The sequence below is a fragment of the uncultured Mailhella sp. genome (assembly GCF_944324995.1).
GTDB lineage: Bacteria > Desulfobacterota > Desulfovibrionia > Desulfovibrionales > Desulfovibrionaceae > Mailhella.
In genome coordinates, this window is sequence record NZ_CALUYL010000007.1 from 81926 (window position 1) to 101819 (window position 19894).

The following is a 19894-nucleotide window of genomic DNA, read 5'->3' on the forward strand; positions in this document are numbered from 1 at the left end:
ACATTGCCGCCGACGCCCGGGCCGCCGGAACGGCGCATTTGCAAAAGGATCAGTGAATTTCCACGGACAGCCCCTCTTCCTGAAAGATGTCCACAATGGCTTCCAGTCTTTCCTGCGGCAAAGCCAGTTGTCCGTAGCTGAAAGGCAGTCCCATCTGGGCGTACTTGTCCTGACAGATCGGGGAAAACACCTCAAGAATGTGAAAGAACGAGCCGGTGCGCTTCACGATGCGGGCGATGTTGCGCATGGTGGTGTCGTCGTCGTTGAAGTCGGGAACAATCAGGGTGCGGCTGTTGATTTCCAGCTGCGGAAATTCCGCCACGATGCGCTCGAAGTTGCAGAGAATGCGGGAATTGTCCACGCCTGTTCCCCTGCGGTGGGCCAGAGGATCGCTGTGCTGAATGCTGAAAAACAGCAGGTCCGTTTCCCGCAGGGCGGCGATGGTGTGCGGGGCGTCCAGATCAAAGAAGCCGCAGGTTTCCATGGCGGTATGCAGTCCCTCGGCGTGTGCAAGGCGCATGAGCGCTGCCGCTTCCTGCGGATGCATCATGGGCTCGCCCCCGGAAAGCGTAATGCCGCCTCCGTTCATGACGTAGTCCTTGTCCTTGAGCACGTCCTCCATGATTTCCTCCGGGCTCATGAGGCGGCTGCTCATGAACAGCGCTCCGGACGGGCAGCGGGAAACGCATTCTCCGCAGTTGACGCAGCGGTCGCGGGCCACGCGTATGGCGTTCTTGCTGCTGTAGATGGCGGAAGTCGAACAGGAATCCAGGCAGTGACCACACAGGGACTGACCTATGCACTTTTCCGTATTGCAAACGAGCACGGGACGGTTCAGGCGGCATTCCGGGTTGCAGCACCAGAAGCAGCGCAGCGGGCATCCGGCAAAGAAAATCGTGGTGCGCAGTCCGTGTCCCGGACAGGGGGAAAAATGCTGGATTCCGCTGACGAGGCAGCGCAAGGATTCATGGGACATATTTTTTCTCCTGCGCAGCATGTTTCTGCACCAGATGATATTTGACGAGCTTGCGCCAGAGCGTGGAAAAATGAACGTCGAGCGCTTCCGAAACCGCCTGGATGGACCCGTAACGCTCCATGGCCCGCTCAAGATAGCTCTTTTCAAAGGCGGCCAGGGCATCCTTGAGCGAGAGCCTGCCCTCTTCTATCTCCGGCAGCGCCGGAAGCCGGGCCGAAGACCCGGCGGGCTGCGTGATGTCCGGCAGGGACACATGTTCCACCCGCGCCTGCTCCGTCAGCTGGTATTCCTGCTGCAGTCTGGCGGGCAGATCGTGCAGCCCCAGCGTATCGCCTTCGCTCATCACGAGCAGCCATTCCATGATGTTGATGAGCTCCCGCATGTTGCCCCGGAACGGATACCGCAAAAGCCAGTGCAAAAGCTCGGGAGACATCTTCTTGGAGGCGCTGTTCTGCGTATTGTACTGCTCGATGAGCTGATCGATCATGGCCCGCACGTCTTCCGGCCGTTCGCGCAGGGGCGGAATGGCCAGAGGAATGACGTTGAGTCGATAAAACAGATCCCGCCGGAAATTCCCCTTTTCCACCTCCTCGGCCAGATTCTTGTTGGTGGCGGCAAGAATGCGGATGTCCACCGACGTCCTCCTGGTGCCGCCCACTCGGATGAAGGATTTTTTTTCAAATACTTCCAGGAGCTTTGACTGAAGACTGTATTGCAACTCGCCGATTTCGTCCAGAAAAAGCGTGCCCTTGTCCGCTGTTTCGATAAGGCCCATCTTGCCGTGGGCGCTTGCGCCGGTGAACGCACCTTTCTCGTAGCCGAAGAGTTCGCTTTCCAGAAGCTGTTCGGGAATGGCTCCGCAGTTGATGACCACGAAGGGACGGGAACTGCGGCTGCTGTTGTTGTGAATGAGCGAGGCAAGCATGGTCTTGCCCACGCCGGATTCTCCGGTAATGAGCACGCACGAGCTGGTCTTGCTCACCTTGAGCGCCTGCTGCACCACCTGATTCATGACGGAGCTGTGGATGGTAAAGCCCGAGGCGTTGCACAGTCTCTGCAGTTCGGCCGAAGGCAGGCTGGGCTTGGGCGCGGCGGAAACCGACGTCTTCGTTTCCGGCTCCGCGGGGGAGGGAGCCGGATGCTTGAGCTGGAGCATCACGCGGAACAGATTGCCCGAATCGTCGAACGAAGGCGTGGCGCAGCCCTGAAAGACCTGTCCCGTAGGAAGCGCGACCGGCATGGTCACACGCTTTCTGGACTCGCTCGCCTGCTTGAAGAGCGAAACCAGATTGCGGGGAGAGCGCTGAATATCCTCGATGTGCCGGCCCACCAGTCCCTGACGGCCCAGCAGTATGAGCTTTTCATAGGCGGAGTTGACGTGGCGAACCTCGCCGCGGCGGTTCAGCGAGAGAAAGACGTCCTCGAACTGATCGACCACGGTTTCAAATTCGCGCACGATGTTCTGATACTCGGGAAACTCATGCACCACGGCGTTGAAATTGTTGATATCCTGCATCATGGTGATGACGCCAGCCGTTCCGCCGTTGTGCCTGACGGGCATGCGGCTCACCAGCACGGTGGCCATGGGCAGTCGCAGCAGGGAACAGACCTGCGGAATGCCCGTGGCCAGCACTTTCTTCACTTCCACCCAGTCGTGCGGACTGAAATCCGCGAGAGGAAATCCCGCTCTGGGAATGCTGCTGCCCTGATGCAGCAGCTGCGCCGCCTGATTGACGTGATAAAGAACGCCTTCGGCGTCAACAAGCAGCACGCCCACGGAAAGAGCCTCGGTAAAGGTCCGTATTCCCTCAAGGGGAAGGAAGGACAGCGAGGATACAGGGAGCTTTTCTTCTCTGATGGATTTCGTCATGGCAACGCCGCCTGCTATCGGGCGCTCTGGAGCGGACATTTGTAGGTGAATGCCGCTGAGGGAAAGGAGTATCCCTGAGCGTTGAAGCTCGGAATATTGAGAAACAAACTATTGTATTCATAAGGGGAGTTGCGCAACAACGTCAATTCTGCGGGGCTTAGAACCTGAAAGCGCAAAAACCAGTGCGACTGCCTGCACCATGTCTGAATCACGGAAACGAGCGTGTCGAGTCCGGCGGAACCGCACACCTGGCCGGGCAGCAGGGTGGCAAACATGACCCTCGCGCCCAGAGACGGAATGTCGGGATTCTGCGCCGCCACCTCCGAACTCAGCGCCACGGTCGGCCCCATGCTGCTCACAATGTGGGACGGCGTCACGCCGAAAGAGAAATTAGTTCCCGCGAAACGACCGTCGGCCGTGGCCCCGGAAACCCGTCCCATGGCAATGTGGGCCTTCACGGGCACATAGAATATTTCTCCGCGGCCGCCGTAGCTGTTCACCTCGCTGCGGGCGCGGACAAGAAGAAAGCGGTCAATATTCCGTCCAATTTCGTCCACCCAGTCAATGCCGTTGCCGTATTTCGGACAGTTCAGGCAAAGCTGGCGCACGTCTTCGTATCCTTCGAAATTGGCGGCCAGCATTTTCAGCATGCGCGGGAGGGAAAAAAGCCTTTTCTCAAACACCAGCGTGCGGAGAGCGGCCAGCGAATCCACCACCGTGGCAAAGCCTATCACGCCGAGGAATCCGCCGATGCTGCGTCCTTCCGGCACCACGCCCACGGACATGTCCACGCCGTGCTTCATGCACAGGTCGTGCAGGCTGGAAAGCAGCGGCGAGGCCATGTGCAGCGGGCGCAGCCTCTCAAGAATGGCCTGCTGCTGAAAGGCCAGATCGAGAATGTGCAGAAGCTGCGCGCGGAACCGCTTCATGAGCTCGTCGAAGCTGCGTATGTCGGCGGCGGAGCCCGTGGCAAGTCCCGTGCGACGGTTCGGACTCGGCGAACAGAATCCGTCGTTCAGGGCCATTTCGAGCACCGCAGGCAGATTCAGCCAGGCGGCCCCGACGAAATAGGTGTCCCGATTGATGAGTCTCGCCTCGGAGTAGCCGCTGCCGCAGTAGTCGCGCGCCTCTTCCGCCGTGGCGCCGTTGGCCTGCTGTCTGGCGATGATGGTTTCGTCGTTGAACAGCACCGGACTGCTGCCCTTCTTCTGCGTGGCCCGGCACACTTCGCGGATGAAGTCCGGCGGCGTGTTCCTGTGAATGCGCACCCCGAGATACGGATAGTCGAGGGGAAACTCCGACGCCGAGCGCAGGATGAGAAACGAAAGTTCGTTGGTGGCGTCTCCGCCGCCGGCGAGCTGACCGCCCAGCGTGGTCAGCTCCCAGTGCGCGAGATCCTCGTAGATCTTGGCGCCCGTGGGCGACGGCTTGAGACGCACGAACTGGGCGATGTGACACCACAGATCGTCGAGATACTCCCGCGCCTTCTGTTCCGTGAGCATGCCGGAACCGACGTCCTGCCGGTACAACGGCAAAAGATACTGATCCATGCGGCCGTTGCTCACGTTGCCGCCGAACTCCGCCTCCATGCGGGAAACCATCTGCGTAAACCACTGAGCCTGAAGCGCGTCGATGAAGGTTTGGGCCGGTTCCCACGGCACGCGGCGGCAGCGTTCGGCCAGCTCCAGACGGTTCTTCTGCTGATCTTCCGTATTCGCGGTCAGGGCCTGTTCCTCGGCCAGCACGGCAAAGCGTTCGGCAAACAGACGTATGCCCCGGCAGATTTCCATGACCGCCGTGTAGAAATCGCGCTGCGAATCCGAGGCGCACTGCGCTCTCAGGCGTTCGGCGTCCTCGGCGATGCCCCGGAATCCGCGACGGATGACCTTGCCGTAATCCAGAGCCCACTGCAGGGAATGGCGCACCGTGGCCGTTTCCTGCACGATGAAGGCCGGATGCGCGGGGTCGTCGTCAACGTACAGCAGATTTCTAAGCTCTTCGGGCAGCTCGGCGTAGAAATGCTCCTGATAGGTGCGGCCGTGCCAGTACGGCATCACCTTGTCGCGCACGAGATCCATGTCGCCTTCGGAAAGGAAGAAGTCTTCCGGCGCAAAGTTCTTGCCTTCCACGAAGGCGTTGTCGAGCTCGGGATAAAAAATGCCGTAGCGGCCGGGACCGAAGGAGCCGGCCAGCAGCTCATCGGAGGTCAGATCCACCGGAACATGCTCGAGCACGTGGGTGAGCGCGCGGGCCCAGCGCAACGGCAGGGGCTGTCCTTCCGTGCTCTGCATGGATTCGGTGAAGTACAGCGCCCTGTCCATGAGCAGACGGGGCCGGAAAGAGGAGATGCGGCTGATGCGCCTGCGCAGATGAGAAGGCCGCCTGTACGACGCGGTATTCTGTCCCTGATCCATAACTCCCCCGAGGTAGAAAATTATAGCGAAGACACGCAGTTTTGCAAAGCGGCAAACGCTTCCTTGGAAAGCTGAACGTCACCCATGGGATAGGGGCGTCCGAGCGAGGCGTACTTGGAGCGCCCCATGCTGTGATAGGGCAGCAGCTCGTATTCCGCGCCCAGAGAGCGGGCCAGCTCGGCCGTAGCCTTCAGATTGTCTTCGGAATCGTTGACGCCGGGAATGACGGGCGTGCGTATTCTCAGCGGAAGATGAGGAAATTCCCGTCGAAGCGCCTGGAGATTGGAAAGAATGAGCCGGTTGGAAACGCCGGTGACACGCCGATGCACGTCGTCGTCCAGATGCTTGACGTCCATGAGCAGATGACCGATGAGCGGTATGGCCGAAAGGAACACGTCCTCGGGCGCGTAGCCGCTGGTTTCCATGGCCACGTCGATTCTTCTCCGCCTAGCTTCCGCGCACAGATCGTGCAGAAACTCGGGCTGCATGAGCGGCTCGCCGCCGCTGACGGTCAGGCCGCCGCCGGACCGGGTGTAGAACAGCGCGTCCTGCTCCACGACCTTCATCACTTCGGCCACGGTGTAGGACCTGCCGTAGAACACCAGCGCCTTGTCCGGACAGACTTTGGCGCAGTCCGGACACTCGCCGTGGCACAGATCGCGCCGTATTTCCAGCCTGCGTTCCTCGTTCAGACTGAGCACTCCGCGGGAACAGCGGGCCACGCAGCGGCCGCAGCCGAAGCATTTTTCGGGATTGTACCCGTGTTCCGGCAGCGGCGACTGAGATTCCGGATTGCAGCACCACCGGCAGCGCAAAGGACAGCCCTTGAAAAACACCAGGGTGCGGATGCCCGGGCCGTCATGAATGGAAAACTTCTGAATGTTGAAAACCGTTCCAAGCGTGGGGCTCATGACGTCTCCTGAAAAAATACGGCCCGGAGCTTCCGCTCCGGGCCGGTCGGAAAGGAAGGCTACATCTTGTCGTGTTCCGTTCTGGCGATCAGATCGTTCTGCAGATCACGGGACAGTTCGGTGAAGTAGGCGCTGTAGCCGGCAATGCGGACGATGAGCCCCTTGTACAGCTCGGGATGCTGCTGCGCCTGAATGAGCGTCTCACGATTGATGACGTTGAACTGCACGTGCCACAGACGAAGGTCGCAGAACACGCGGATGAAGTCCACAAGCTTGCGGGTGCCGCTTTCGCCCTCAAGGCACTTGGGCGAGAACTTCACGTTGAGCAGACGCGCGGCGCGCTGGCTCATGTTGTAGTTCTTGGTGTTGAAGTTGGAACGCAGAACGGCGGTGGGGCCGTTGATGTCCGCACCGTGCGAGGCGGAGGAGCCGTCGGAGAGCGGCGTCCAGGCCTTGCGTCCGTTGGGAGTGGCGGAAACCACGCGTCCGAACGGCACGTGCGAAGTGAAGGGAACCATGCGGAAATCGCAGCGGATGCCCAGTCTGGACGCATACCTGGCGCTGAATTCCTGAGCAAGGCGGTCTATTTCCAGACCGATGCTGTCGGCGTACTCGTCATCGTTGCCGTACTTGGGCGCGTTGGCCAGAATGGCCTGCACGTCTTCCTTGCCCACGAAGTCGCAGGCGAGCGCGTCCAGCACTTCCTGCATGGAGAGCGTGCCGTCCTCGTACACCACCTTCTTGATGGCGGCGAGAGAGTCGATGGCCGTGCTGTAGCCGAGGCATTCAAAGTAGCCGAGGTTCAGACCGCCCTCGTACTGATGATCCTGATGCAGATCCACGCAGTCGCGCATGGCGAGCACGTGCAGGGAATCGGAAACAGGCGTGGCGAAATGTTCCGCGCGGGTCTTGATGATGTGGTACTGCTGCAGGAACGCGTGACGGATGATGAACATCTGCTGCTTCACATACGCGTTCCAGAACTTCTCCCAGGTGTCGAAGGTGAGCACGTCGCCGGTTTCCAGAGTGAGCAGCTCGTCGCCGTACTTCTTCATGCGGCCGTTGTACAGGGTGAGCTCCACCGCCGCGCCGAGGCTGAACTGCGCGTGTCCGCTGGTGTAGGTGTCCACGCGGGGCATGCGGATTTCCGCGCAGCCCGACGCGGCGTAGTCGAAGATATCCGCCAGGGGCGCGCCCTTGGCCAGATGCAGAGGAATGATTTCCTCGTCGTTCAGCAGCTTGGGGAAGCCGCAGCCCTGCTTGATGGTTTCGGCCACCTCGTAGAGATAGCGTTCGGGGCAGCGGGCATGGATGCGGGCCGCAAGGTCGGGATAGTGCAGAGGGCATTCCCGCTTGGAGCGGAGCACCACGTAGGTGAGCTCGTTGGTGGCGTCGCGGCCGTCTCTGGTCTGGCCGCCGATGGTCACGGCCTCCCAGTGCGAATAGCCTTCGTGCGTGGCCTTGTTGTAGGGAGTGATGGCCAGATCGAGACACTGGGCCATGTTCACCCACATGCACTGCAGAAGTTCCACGGCCCTGTCTTCGTCGAGGCGGCCTTCGCGCACGTCCTTCTCGTAGTACGGCCAGAAAAGCTGATCCATGCGGCCGTTGGTGGGGTTCGAGCTGATCTTCTGCTCAAGGCGGGCAAAGGCCTGCACGAACCAGTGGGACTGGAGCGCCTCATAAAAGGTGCGGGGCGGATTTTCGGGAACCCAGTCGCAGTTTGCGGCGATCTGCAGGAGCTCTTCGCGGCGCTTGGGATCCTTTTCCGCGGCCGCAAGCTCGCGGGCCTTGGCCGCGTAGCGGTGCGCCCAGGCGATGATGCCGTCGCTCACGAGCACCATGGCTTCCAGATAGGGCCGCTTTTCGCACTGGTCCAGCGGATCGTCGGGATCAAGCGCGGCCAGTTTGGCGAGCGCCTCTTCCTTGATGCCCTTGTAGCCGAGCTTGAACAGGCGCTCGTAGTCGAGACACCACTGGAGGCTGGAACGGTTGGATGCCGTTTCGCAGCAGATGTAACGGGACTGATAGCCGCCTTCGTCGGCATAGGCCAGGCGATGGGAGTCCTTGGGCAGACGCTTGTTCAGATCCTGATGGAAAGTCTTGTCCTTCCAATAGGGAGTGATGAGGTCTTCCACCACCTTGGCGTCTTCGGCGGTTACCTCGAAGGGCGAAGCCGGGTCTTCAGGCAGTTCCTTCAGCGCGGAAGCCTGATAGTCGCCGTCGAGTTCGGGATAGAGAATGCCGTAGCGGGAACCCTGATGGCCCATGCGGCCCACGATGAGCTGATCGTCGTCGATATAGACGGTCATGTTCTCGCCCATGTGCTTGAGCGCCTTGGCCCAGCGCAGCACCAGCATTTCCCCTTCGGTTTCCTTCATGGATTCCGTGAACAGGCGGGCGCGTTCCACGTCGATGAACGGCTTTTTCCCGTCGAACACGCTTATCAGCTTGTAGAGTCGGGGATGCTTGAGTTCGTTGGGATCCTTCTTGCCCGCGATGCGGTCGAGAATGGTCTGTTCCTGGCCGGAATACGCCAGATTTTCACAGCAGGACATGGCTATGCTCCTCAAAAGTTGGCTCGTTCTTCGTTGAAATTTTCCATGATGACAGGACACGGCAAAAAGCGATTCTTTGTTGTCCGGAGCTTCGGCGCGCTCTCTGCGCAACGCCGGAAGACTCCGTCAAAGGCCGAGGAATTCCCGGCCGTTGGCGACGGAAATCCGTTCCATGACCTCGGGGCTGAAGGGCAGCGCGCGGAACGCCTCGACGGCGCGGGTCACATTGACGAAAGGATTGGCGCTGGCAAACAGCACCTTGCGGGAAATGACCGACGCTGCGGCGTCGATGAGCGTCTGCGACTGCGGCTTGCCCACGCAGGTGGAGAAATCCAGATACACGTTGGCGTTGCGCTGCGTCACGGCCACGGCTTCGAGCATCCACGGATATCCGCCGTGACTGATGAGTATGCGCAGGTCGGGAAAGTCGCGGGCCACGTTGTCGATGTACACGGGATGCATGGGATCCATGGACACGCCGGGCATGAACGGAGACAGCCCGGCCGTGATGATGACGGGCACGTTCAGCTCGCAGCACACCGTGTAGAGAGGATAGTAAAGAGCATCGTCGGAACGCAGATGCGCCATGCAGGGCTCAATGGACGCCCCGCGCATGCCGTCCTTCTCCACAGCGCGGCGGAACTCGCGCACGGCGTCCATCTTCTTGTGCGGATCGAATCCGTAAAAGCCGATGAACAGGTCGGGATAGGCCTTCATGCACTCCAGCACCAGATCGTTGGACGGCGGGTAGTTATACGTGCTCTCGCAGTCGCGGCCGGTGTACACCGCCTTTTCCACGCCGAGGCTCCGCAGTTCCTCCACGCAGGCCTCAAGGCTCTTGTCCGGCGTGGAGGCAAAGGGAGTACGCTTGATGTAGTCTCTGTACACGGGATGTTTGATGAAACTGTCCAGAGACTCCCTAGTCGATGGTCTGTAACGAAAATCTATGATGGACATGACGTTGCCTCACTTTTTCCTCCTCACCTATCAAGAATCATGCCAACATGATTTTCTTTAGAAAAAACAGCTCGTTGTGAAATCACAGCACAATCACCGTCACGCAGCACTCTCATTTCTCAAGAAAAGAGACGGCGGGGAGCTTCGTCGAATATTCAAGATAACTATTTGATATTTATCTCTTTAAAGGACAAATTTCTCTTTTCCTCACAAGCGTTGTCGTCCCATCTTGCCGACTTGCACGATTGCAAATCGTACGCCGGAGAACCAAAGTTCGGTCGCCTCCCTTTGCCGCACAACGGAAAACAGCCTCTTTTGCGCAAATGAAAACAGAGCATTTGCCGACGCTTCACTCTCCCTGCTTCCGCAGAACGCCGCCCGTCCGAAACCACGCGTCTCCCCTCTCTCACTCGTCGCAACGCGCAAAAATCACACGCCGAGTCTGAAAAAAACGCATCGCTTCGCCCGCCGTTCATTTTTGCAAATCTCCGTCGAGCGTCTGCCGTCGTTCCGAAATCGGAACGCCGTCTTCTCCGCTTTTCCGCACCGCATCCTCCGAAAAATTCCCCGGATCCGGTGTTGTTTTTGCAAATGCGCAAGCCGGAACGCCCTTTCCGCCCGTCTCATCCTTTCTTTTTGCGCGCTTTTTCATTTGCACTTTGGAAAACATGGCGAACATCACGCGCCGAGCGCTGAGAAAAGCTCTTCTATCCCTTGAAAAGTAATGCATATTTTTTATTTGGCATGATATTTGCTTGAGAATTCACAAATACCATGTTCAACCTCTTCGGGGTCACGGATATGAATGCAGTCCTTAAAGAAAAACTCGCCGTCTCCGGCAACGGGGAATACGCCGCGCTGCTTCTGGTCACCGTGCTGACGTTCATGGGATTCTATTGCCCGCAGCCTCTTCTGGCCACCGTGGCAACGGAAGCTCACGTGTCCCAGCCGGTCGCCAGTCTCATGATGACGGTGACCATTCTCCCCTTTGCCGTTGCTCCCTTCCTTTACGGGAAGCTGCTTCACTTCCTCACCCTGACTCGCCTGCTGATGCTGGCGCTTATCGGAGCGGGCGCATCGCTCTGCCTTGCCGGACTCTCCGGCAGCTTTGCCCCTGCGCTGCTCTTCCGCACCATTCAAGGCATTCTGCTGCCCGCCATTCTTCTCTGTCTGACCACCCGGCTCGGGGTCATGTACTCCGGCCGGACGCTCCAGACCAGAATGGCCACCTACGCCGCCATGACCATGGTCGGAGCCTACGGCGGACGCATTCTTGCAGGCGTTCTGTGTTCCGCGTTTTCCACCGGCGTCACGCTCGTGGCGTTCGGCGTCATGCAGCTTCTGGCCGTGCTGCCCGCATTGTTCATCGCCGACGCGGAAAAAATCGGAAGTCACGAATTTACGCCTTCCGCCGTGCTCGACTTTCTCTGCGACAAACAGCTGCTGCCCGTGCTGCTTATAGGCCCCGTGTGTATTTTCGGTTATTCCGCGGTGCTCAACTTTCTCCCCTTCCATCTCCGCCATCTCGACAGCGCCATTTCCGAAAGCACCGTGGGACTCGTGTACATCTGCGGCATCGTCAGCGCCTGCGTAACCATGGGAAGCCGCCCTCTGCTCAAGATTCTGCGGGGCGAATGGAATCTTCTTCTCGCCGCCACGGTCGTGTTCTTTCTCTTCCTGCCCCTGTTCGCCGCTCCGAGCATGGTCGCTTCCTGCGCGGCCATGCTGGGCGCGAGCGTAGGCTTTGCCGTCATCTACGGAAACTCCCCCGGCATGGTGAACAGAGCCTCGGCCTACGACAAGGGCATGACCAACAGCATGTATCTCTGCATCTACTACCTGTGCAGCGCCCTCGGTTCCGTCATTCCCGTCATGGTGTACGACTCCTTCGGCTCCATAGCCTTCATTCTTCTCGAAATCGGCATCATGGCTGCAGACGCCGCCCTCATTCTCTTTGCAAGAAACAGGATCACCCTGAAATAATTCCCCGGCATAAAAAGGAGAGGACCATGTCCAGATACATTTTCACCAACGGAAACATCCTCACCATGGATGACGCCGTTCCCTTTGCGGAAGCCGTTGCCGTCGACGGCGGACTGATCGCGGGCGCGGGCTCGCTGGCCGACATGAAATCCGCCATGCCCGACGCGCAGATACGCGATCTTCAGGGGCACACCCTGCTTCCCGGCTTCATCGACGGCCACAGTCACTTTCCCTCCGGCGGCATGAACCGTCTGTTCGGCGCGGATCTGGCCGTGACCACCATGACGGAACTGCTGAACAGGCTGCGGAAAAAAGCTGCGGAAGATCGCCCCAACGAATGGATCATCGGGCACAGCTTCGACGAGCAGTTCATGGAAGGCAAACGCTTTCCCACCGCCCGGGAACTGGACGAAGCATCCACGCAGTATCCCATTTTCATGCGCCATGTGAGCGGACACACCGGCTACGTGAACTCCCGCGCGCTGGCCCTGGCCGGCATCACCCGCGACACGCCCGATCCCGCCGGCGGCATCATCGGCCGCTATCCCGACGGCACGCCCAACGGCGTTCTGGAAGGCATTCCCGCGCAGACGCTTGTGCGCCGTCTCATTCCGCCCTACTCGCGCGAAGAGATGAAGCAGGCGCTGCTTGCCGAAAGCCGCGTGTACACGGCTGCCGGCATCACCACGGCGCAGGGCGGCCCGGCCTTCTCGCCCATGGACGCGGAAATGGGCTATGAAGTGACCAAACTTTTCCTCGACTGCGCCCGCGACGGCTCCCTGCCTCTGCGCGCCGTGCTCTTCGTGCGCGCCAACTGTCTGGAAAAGCTGGATCCCTACCCCGTATGCCGGGCAGGAACCGATCTTTCAGGCTGCGGCATGGTCACCCTCGGCGCGGCCAAGCTGTGGGCCGACGGCGATCCGCGCGCCCACACCGGCTATTTCAGCCGCCCCTATGCCCTGAAACGCGAAGGCGAAGGAGACTTCTACGGAGAGTATCTCTACACGCCCGAAGCCCTCACGCGACTCATTCTGCCCATGCACCTCAGAGGCTGGCAGATAGCCATCCACGCCAACGGCGACGCCGGCATAGAAACCGTGCTCACCGCCTACGAAAACCTTCAGCGCCTGGCCCCCCGCCCCGACGCCCGGCATCTCATCATCCATTCCCAGTACGCCACGCAGAAACAGCTCATGCGCATGGTCATGGCGGGCGTGTATCCCTGCTTCTTCACCGCGCCTCTCTACTACTGGGATCACATTCACGAACAGGAAGTCGGCAGGGAACGCGTAGAAAACTTCTGTCCGCTGGGCGATGCCGCCCGCCTGGGACTTCGCTTCAACCTTCATACCGACAGCCCCATCCTGCCCGTTGATCCGCTGGTGCAGGTAGGACTTGCCGTCACGCGCACCTCCCGTGCCGGAACCGTGCGCGGACGTCATCAGGCGCTCAGTCCGTGGCGCGCTCTCAAGGCCGTCACCATAGACGCCGCCTTCCTCAACTTTGAAGAACACTGCAAAGGCTCCATCAGACCCGGCAAGTATGCCGACTTTGTCGTTCTTGACCGCAATCCTCTGAGCGTGCCCGGCGAAGAGATCAAGGACATCAAGGTGCTGACAACCATTGTCGGCGGTCGTGACGCATATCAGGGCTGACAGCCCTCAACCTTACCCATCCAAGGAGTTACCATGAACCGGAACAAGGACGTCGAATCTCAGGACATCAAACAGCGCATGCAGGTTTCCCGCAGAGACTTCATGAAAATTTCCAGCATGTTCGGTGTCACCTCCACCGTTCTGGCCGCCGCGGCCATGGCCGGCGTCATCACGGCTCCCCGCCTGGCGAAGGCCGCCAACAGCGTCTATGAAAAGCGCTTCAAGACTCCCGCCAAGTACAATCTGAAGTTCGGCGGCGCCGACAAGGACGCCAGAATGCTGCTCATGAACCGCATCGGCTTCCTCGACTTCTGCCGCGATCTGGAAGAACGTTCCGACGGCGCCATCCGCATCGAATACATCGGCGCAAACCAGATCTCCACGGAAGCCAACGGCGTGTCCAAGTGTCAGCAGGGCATCATCGACATCTTCGGCGGCGCCACGCAGAACGCTTCCGGCTCCGCCCCCTACTACAACGTGCTCGACTTTGCCTACATGTTCCCGAGCCGCGCCTCCATCTATCATTTCCTCTACTCTCCCGCCAGCAACCGTCTGCTGCGCGAGCCTCTCCGCAAGCGTCACGGCATTCACTTCCTGTTCTCCGGCGTGGAAATGCGCAACCTGTTCATGGGCCTCAAGTTCAAGGACGCTCCCCTCATCACCTCCATCGATCAGCTGCAGGGCACCAAGAACCGCTCCACCGGCACGCAGCTCGGCATCATCACCATGAAGCTGCTCGGCCTCAACCCCGTGCCCGTGGCCTGGGAAGAAACCTACGACGCCCTGCGTCAGGGCCTCATCGACGGTCAGGAAAGCATCGCCAACGCCATTCCCATGGCCAACATGGTGGGCGTCACCTCCCAGATGGTGGGACTGGAATTCTTCCCCGGCACCATGCACACCGCCATGTCCGCCAAGGTCTTCGACAAGCTGGACGCACAGTCTCAGGAAATGGTCATGGAATCGGCCTACTATACGCAGTCCTACATCCAGGGCCTCAACGAAGCCACCATGGTGAACTTCACGGGCGCCACCATGCCCCCTGTGGAAGGCACGGAATTCGCCAAGGGCGGCGTGCGCGTTTCCCTCTTCAGCGCCGAAGAAAAAAAGAAGTGCGAAGACATGGCCTCGCCCAAGACCAACCCCAAGCCCTGGGAAACCTGGCGCGAACGCCTCAACAAGATGGCCGGAGACATCGACGTCTATACGGAAATCTACAATGTTGCGCATGAAATTCCCGTCGATATGCGCGCCGACACGGTGGAACCCCGCCGCTGGTGGAAGAACTAGTCCCTAAGACGCGGCCTTCCCGCCCGCCGGGAAGGCCGCCACGGAGAACAAAGAGCGTATGAACATCAAACGCGTGCTCAAATATCTGGATGACAACATCGAACGGATCATCATCATTATTTCCTACTTCATGATGGCCGCCATCATCTTCGAGGAAGTCATCAAACGTTTTCTTTTCAATTCCCAGGCCGCCTGGAGCGTGCAGATTCCCATTTATCTCTTCCTCATTCTCGCGTGGATAGGCGCCTCCTACAATGCCAAGGTGCGTTCCCATCTGCGTTTTGAGGCCCTGCGCGCCTCCATGGGGCCGAGAATGAAATATCTGTGTGAAATCATAGACTATCTCGCATGGGTTGTTCTTTCCGTCGTGGTCATCTGGGTGACTATTGAACAGGTGCAGATCAACCGCGACAACTTTTCCATGGTGCTGGGCACGGAAATCATGACCTGGTACTTCATCGCCGTCACGCCGCTCGGCTGGGCGCTGATTCTCTTCCGCGTCACCCAGAATCTCATTCAGGACACGCGGAACTTCCTTTCCGCAATACGCTCGCAAAAAAGCCGCAAGGCCACTGTTTAGGGGGACATCATGATTGCGCTCATCAGCCTTGCCTGTGTGCTTCTCTTTCTCATCGGCTCCCCCGTGCTGCTGGTCATCGGCCTCTGGTCCGTCGGCGTGAGCCTCGTCATCGACATGCCGCTTTCCAACTTCGGCGTCACGCTGTTTGAGGGGCTCAACGCCTTCGCTCTGCTCGCCATGCCTCTGTTCATTCTCACCGGCGACCTCATCAACGCCGCAGGCATCGCCCGCAAGCTCACCGCCTTCGCCCACGCCTGCCTCGGCTGGATGCGCGGCGGCTTCGGCATGGCCACCCTCGGCGCGTGCGGCGCCTTTGCCGCTATTTCCGGCTCCAACGCCGCCACCGCCGCCACCATCGGCGCCATCATGTATCCGCAGATGAAGGACGACGGCTACAACAAGGAATTCTCCGCCGTCACCATCGCCGCCGGCGGCACCGTGGGCATCATCATTCCGCCCTCCATCCTGTTCATCACCTACGGATTTCTGACCAACCTTTCCATCAACGATCTGTTCACCGCGGGCGTCGTGCCCGGTCTGCTCATGATCTTCGGCATGATGGCCGTGTGCTTCTTCATGTCGTGGAAGCACAAGTGGGGAACCCTGATCTCCTTCAGCCCCGCCCGCGTGGTCAAAACCGGCTGCCAGGCCTATCTCGGCTTCATCGCCATCTTCGTCATCATGTACGGCATTTCCAGCGGCGCTTTCTCTCCCACCGAATCGGCCGCCATGTGCGTGGGCTTCTGCTTCTTCGCCGGCCTGCTCATCACCCGCGAACTCAGTCTGCGTCAGCTGCCGGAAGTGCTGTTCAACTCCGGCAAGATGGTAGGCATGGTCGCTCCCCTCGTGGCCGTTTCCATGGCCATGCAGCAGGTGCTCTCCGCTCTCGGCATCGCCAGGGTCATGAACGACGTGTTCGGAGGCATGGGCTACATGGGCGTTCTGCTCTGCTCCATGGGCATCATCTTCATCGCGGGCATGGTGCTCGAATCGGTGCCCGTGGTAACCATCTTCGCTCCCATTCTGGCCCCCGTGGCCGCGGCCGCGGGCATCAATCCCATCCAGTTCGCCATGGTCGTTCTTGTGGGCACGGCCATCGGATTCATCACGCCTCCCTTCGGTCTGAACCTCTTCGTGGTCAGCACCGTCACGGACATTCCCTACAACCGATTGCTGAAATACGTGCCGCACTACCTGTTTGCCCTGCTCGCGGTATGGTTCAGCATTGCCTTCATCCCCTCGCTCTCCCTGTTCTTGCTGTAGCCTTTCCTCAAATCTGAACGCAAAAGGCGGAACGACCAGCTCGCTCCGCCTTTTTTGCGCATGACAGGGCGCGACGACTCAACGATCCAGACTTCCGGCCTCGCTCGACATTGCCCACCCGCTCATGCCTTCCTGCACGACAAAGGGGCGACGCCCTGCGGCATCGCCCCCTGTTTTCTATTCAAACAAAATTTCTACATTTTGCCCTTCAGAAGATCGGCAATCTGGGTCACGTCCTTGTCGCCGCGACCGGAGAGGCAGACCATGATGATCTTGTCCTTGTCCAGGGTGGGAGCCAGGCGCATGGCGTGGGCCAGAGCGTGCGAGGATTCCAGCGCGGGAATGATGCCTTCCTTGCGCGACAGCGTGAGGAACGCATTCACGGCCTCTTCGTCGGTCACGGTCACGTATTCGGCGCGGCCGGAGTCCTTGAGCTGGCAGTGTTCCGGGCCCACGCCGGGGTAGTCGAGGCCCGCGGAGATGGAATACACGGGAGCCACGCCGCCGTTCTCATCCTGAAGCAGGTAGCCGTTGAAGCCGTGCAGGATGCCGGGCTTGCCCTTGCAGAGGCTCGCCGCGTGCTGGCCGTAGCCCATGCCCTTGCCTCCGGGTTCCACGCCCACGAGCTTGACTTCCGCGTCGTCGAGGAAGCCCGCGAACATGCCGATGGAGTTGGAGCCTCCGCCCACGCACGCCACGGCGTAGTCGGGAAGCCGCCCAATCTGCTCAATGCTCTGGGCGCGCGCCTCGCGGCCGATGATGGACTGGAAATGACGCACCATGACGGGGTAGGGATGCGGACCCACGGCGGAACCGAGCACATAGAACATGCTCGGATCGTTGACGAAGCAGTCGAGAGCCTCGTCCACGGCCTCCTTGAGGGTGCGCTGACCGCTCATGGCCGCGCGCACTTCGGCGCCCATCATGCGCATGCGGAACACGTTGAGGGCCTGCCGATGCATGTCCTCCTCGCCCATGTACACGACGCACTCCATGCCGAAGAGCGCGGCCGTGGCGGCCGTGGCCACGCCGTGCTGACCGGCGCCGGTTTCCGCCACCAGGCGTTTTTTGCCCATGCGCCTGGCGAGCAGCACCTGACCGAGGGTGTTGTTGATCTTGTGCGCGCCGAGATGGTTCAGGTCTTCGCGCTTCAGATAGATCTGCGCGCCGCCGAGTTCGCGGCTCAGATTGCGGCAGTGGAAGATGGGGGAAGGACGCCCGCAGTAGTGGGTGAACAGATCGGCCAGCTCGGCCTTAAATTCGGGATCGTCGCGATATTTAATGAAGGCGTCGTTGACTTCGTCCAGCACCTTCTTGAGGGACTCGGGAACGAACTGGCCGCCGTAGGGGCCGAAGAAACCGGTTTCAAACGCCTGGGCACAAGTCTTGCTGGATTCGGAAACGCTCATGACTTACTCCTTCTGTCGTGGAGTACGGCCTTCCTCTTCCGGCTGTAAAAAAACCGCGGCCGTTACTCCGACCGCGGTTCTAATATTTTTGCTTCTGATAATACTCCAGAACCCGGCCCCTTTAGCAGGGCCACCACCACATGCAGGTAAAAGTTCTGGAAGCGTTCGTGTTCATGGGTTCATCCTTAGCGAAAAAACGCGTCTGCGTCAAGGGGGCGTCGACGCTTCTTCACGCAAACGAGTTCTCTACGCGCCGCGGTAGCGATACCAGGCCGCGCAGCTTCCCTCGGTGGAAACCATGCACGGGCCGGTGGGATTCTGCGGCGTACAAGCCTTGCCGAACAGCGGACACTGATCCGGCGAGAGCGCCCCGCGAAGGATGTCGCCGCAGCGGCAGCCGGGAATGTGCCCCGTTTCGCCGAGTTCGATGCCGAGTCGTTCCAGGGCGTTGAAGTCGCGCCACTCGTCGCGCAGGGCGAGGCCGCTTTTCGGAATGTCGCCGAGACCGCGCCAGCGGGCGTCCGCCACGCGGAACACCGTGTCCATGACGCGCCTTGCCTGCGGACTGCCTTCGGGGCTCACGGCGCGCACGTAGGTGTTGCCCACTTCCGGGCGGCCGCGGCGCAGCATGTCGAGCATGAGGCAGAGCGCGGAAAGAATGTCGGCAGGCTCGAATCCGCCCACCACGGAAGGTCTGCCGAACTCCTTCGCCAGAAATTCAAAAGGCGCAAGTCCCAGCACCACGGCCACATGACCGGGCAGAAGAAAGGCGTCGATGCGGCGCGCGTCGTCCTTTTCCAGCAGAGCGCGCATGGCCGGAGGCACCAGCTTGTTGCACGGAATGATGCAGAAATTGGAAAGCCCCATGCTTCGGGCGCTCATCAGCGCTCCGGCAATGACGGGAGCCGTGGTTTCAAAGCCCACGGCCGGAAACACCACCGTGTCGCCGGGATGATCGGCCGCAAGCTTCACGGCGTCGAGCGGCGAATAGACCACCTGCACGCGCGCGCCTTCGGCCATGGCGTGCTTGAGGGAACGGCCGTCGGGCCCGGGCACGCGCAGAAGATCGCCGAACGTGGACACGATGACGTTCGGCTTTTCCGCGGCGCGGATGAAGGCCGCCACCTCGGAATCGTGCGTGACGCAGACCGGACAGCCCGGCCCGGAAAGATGCTCCAGACCTGCGGGCAGCAGGGAACGGAGACCGCTGCGGAAAATGGACACCGTATGCGTGCCGCACACTTCCATGAAGCGCACGCCTCTGCCCAGAGCGTCGAGCTCTTCCGAGAGCCGGTCAAGCAGGGCGCGGCACAGCGCCGGATCGTGAAACGAGGAAGAAATGTCCATGCGGCCTCCTGAAAACTTCATTTCTCTCTGGGGTAAACGCGAGCGTCCGCCCTGTCAACGGGACAACGCGTTGCGCCAGCGCTCCATGCTGCGCCGCAGAAACGCACGGCGCCGAAAAAAGGCTGCACGCCCGCAGGTTCCCTCCGAAAACCCCGCGCGCAGAGGGCAGGTCGCTCCACCCTCCTCCCAACGCGCCGCCTGCATGCCGCACAATTCGCCGACGCTGCCGCCCCGCGCGATGCAGCCCCAGGGACGTCGCCGAACGACACGACGCGGGGGATGGCCGCCCTTCCCCGGCGGCAACGGCAAAGTCCGAAGCTCTGACGCCACATCGTTTTCCAGACCCGGAAAACGAATGAGGCACCGCCCCTCCGCTCCGACGAAACGGCAAACGAAGTCGCCTCCGCCTTCAATCATGCAAGGCGCGCGAAAGACCACTCCCTTGCCCGAGCCCGCTAAAAATCATGAAGGCGCGCCCCATCCCTCCGGCAACGCGATTCGTCGCTTTTGGGAACGCCCCCGGCGAGACGCGCATCCGCCCCGCCCCCTTGCCGACGACTGCTTTGCCGAGAACGCGCGGCGCAGAAAAGTTCGGAGAAAATTCCTTGACAAATTAATCATTCAAAGATATTTGATATCGTTCTTTGGCCTAACTTTGTGTTTTTATTTTGGAGGAACACA

The 19894-nt window shown here is 60.3% G+C and carries 14 protein-coding genes; 5 read left to right on the top strand and 9 right to left on the bottom strand.

The window, feature by feature from the left end:
• Positions 1–49 precede the first annotated feature (49 nt).
• The 7 genes from Q0K02_RS04845 to Q0K02_RS04875 form a co-directional block, all read right to left on the bottom strand.
• Positions 50–976, bottom strand: coding sequence for a glycyl-radical enzyme activating protein (locus tag Q0K02_RS04845; protein WP_294485558.1), 927 nt, complete (start codon positions 974–976; stop codon positions 50–52).
• Positions 966–2846 (bottom strand): sigma 54-interacting transcriptional regulator, encoded by a 1881-nt coding sequence (locus Q0K02_RS04850; RefSeq protein ID WP_294485560.1) that lies wholly within the window; start codon positions 2844–2846, stop codon positions 966–968. Before Q0K02_RS04850 ends, Q0K02_RS04845 begins: the two co-directional genes overlap by 11 nt.
• A gap of 14 nt (positions 2847–2860) precedes the next feature.
• Positions 2861–5260: a pyruvate formate lyase family protein gene (locus Q0K02_RS04855; RefSeq protein ID WP_294485562.1), complete on the bottom strand. Its 2400-nt coding sequence runs from the start codon at positions 5258–5260 to the stop codon at positions 2861–2863.
• 20 nt (positions 5261–5280) lie between these two features.
• Entirely contained in the window at positions 5281–6171 is an 891-nt protein-coding gene (locus Q0K02_RS04860; RefSeq protein WP_294485564.1) for a glycyl-radical enzyme activating protein, read from the bottom strand.
• A gap of 59 nt (positions 6172–6230) precedes the next feature.
• Entirely contained in the window at positions 6231–8729 is a 2499-nt protein-coding gene (locus Q0K02_RS04865) for a pyruvate formate lyase family protein (protein WP_294485566.1), read from the bottom strand.
• Positions 8730–8855: 126 nt separating this feature from the next.
• On the bottom strand, positions 8856–9686 hold the full coding sequence (locus tag Q0K02_RS04870; RefSeq protein ID WP_294485568.1) for an amidohydrolase family protein: 831 nt from the start codon (positions 9684–9686) through the stop codon (positions 8856–8858).
• 472 nt (positions 9687–10158) lie between these two features.
• Positions 10159–10356, bottom strand: a complete 198-nt coding sequence (locus Q0K02_RS04875; RefSeq protein ID WP_294485570.1) for a hypothetical protein — start codon at positions 10354–10356, stop codon at positions 10159–10161.
• Positions 10357–10487: 131 nt separating this feature from the next.
• Between Q0K02_RS04875 and Q0K02_RS04880 the strand changes: the two genes are divergently transcribed.
• The 5 genes from Q0K02_RS04880 to Q0K02_RS04900 are packed head-to-tail and all read left to right on the top strand — an operon-like array spanning position 10488 to position 16457.
• Positions 10488–11669 (top strand): MFS transporter, encoded by a 1182-nt coding sequence (locus tag Q0K02_RS04880; RefSeq protein WP_294485572.1) that lies wholly within the window; start codon positions 10488–10490, stop codon positions 11667–11669.
• A gap of 26 nt (positions 11670–11695) precedes the next feature.
• Entirely contained in the window at positions 11696–13324 is a 1629-nt protein-coding gene (locus Q0K02_RS04885; RefSeq protein WP_294485574.1) for an amidohydrolase, read from the top strand.
• A 33-nt stretch (positions 13325–13357) separates the two neighbouring features.
• Positions 13358–14614, top strand: a complete 1257-nt coding sequence (locus Q0K02_RS04890) for a TRAP transporter substrate-binding protein (RefSeq protein ID WP_294485576.1) — start codon at positions 13358–13360, stop codon at positions 14612–14614.
• A 58-nt stretch (positions 14615–14672) separates the two neighbouring features.
• Positions 14673–15194, top strand: a complete 522-nt coding sequence (locus tag Q0K02_RS04895; RefSeq protein ID WP_294485578.1) for a TRAP transporter small permease subunit — start codon at positions 14673–14675, stop codon at positions 15192–15194.
• A gap of 9 nt (positions 15195–15203) precedes the next feature.
• The gene (locus Q0K02_RS04900; RefSeq protein WP_294485579.1) at positions 15204–16457 is read left to right on the top strand and encodes a TRAP transporter large permease; all 1254 of its coding nucleotides are present in this window, start codon (positions 15204–15206) and stop codon (positions 16455–16457) included.
• A gap of 194 nt (positions 16458–16651) precedes the next feature.
• On the opposite strand, the gene trpB is transcribed toward Q0K02_RS04900, so the two are convergent.
• Together trpB and hypD are read right to left on the bottom strand one after the other, a co-directional pair.
• Entirely contained in the window at positions 16652–17866 is a 1215-nt protein-coding gene (gene trpB, locus Q0K02_RS04905) for a tryptophan synthase subunit beta (RefSeq protein ID WP_294485581.1), read from the bottom strand.
• Positions 17867–18112: 246 nt separating this feature from the next.
• Entirely contained in the window at positions 18113–19213 is a 1101-nt protein-coding gene (gene hypD / locus Q0K02_RS04910) for a hydrogenase formation protein HypD (protein ID WP_294485583.1), read from the bottom strand.
• Positions 19214–19894: the final 681 nt, after the last annotated feature.